1 pseudogene is annotated in these 617 nt (G+C 58.2%); it reads left to right on the top strand.

Features of this window, described 5'->3' with window-relative positions:
• Window positions 1–617: pseudogene (locus EN935_RS38925) on the top strand (hypothetical protein); the annotation flags it as partial.

Here is a 617-nt window from a genome sequence, read left to right as displayed (position 1 = left end):
GACATCGTTTGCCATCGAGGTCGATCTCAACCTTGACGGTTTTCCGGAGATTTTCGCCTATCGCTATGCGCCCAGCTGTGATGGCACCAACTGCGGCAACTTCCTGTTTGTCCTGGAAGGCGACAGCTACCAGGAGGTTCTCGGCGATATTCCAGGTGCCCGGCTGGTGCCGCAGGACAAGATCGGGCTCAGCGCCTTCAAGCGGAACGGTTTTCTCGACATCCAGTCCGACCAGATGACGATCGGCTGGGACGGCAAGCGCTATCTAGACGCCTCCAGCTTTCCAGCTTCGTCGCTCGACGGCGCGGCCTTCCTGGCCGCTTGCCAGAAAAGCAAATCCAACGAGCAACCGGCGGAAGGCGAAGCGGAACGCGTAAACACCGAATGCCAATGCCAGCTCAACCGGTTTCAGGTAACCAGCTTCAGTCAGTCCGATCTCGACATGTACACCGCGTCGCTGGCAGAAAACTTCGAATATCCGACGGGTGAAAAGTGGACCGCGTTGCTGGCCGTCCAGAACAACGCCAAGGATGTCGGCACCGGCTGCGATGTCGCCAGCGGCAAGAGCCAATGGCCGCCGGCCTTTTCTAATCCTGACCCTTATACACATACGATGT

It is taken from the genome of Mesorhizobium sp. M7D.F.Ca.US.004.03.1.1 (assembly GCF_003998635.1).
Lineage (GTDB): Bacteria > Pseudomonadota > Alphaproteobacteria > Rhizobiales > Rhizobiaceae > Mesorhizobium > Mesorhizobium loti.
This window is presented reverse-complemented; position numbering and strand designations above follow the sequence as displayed.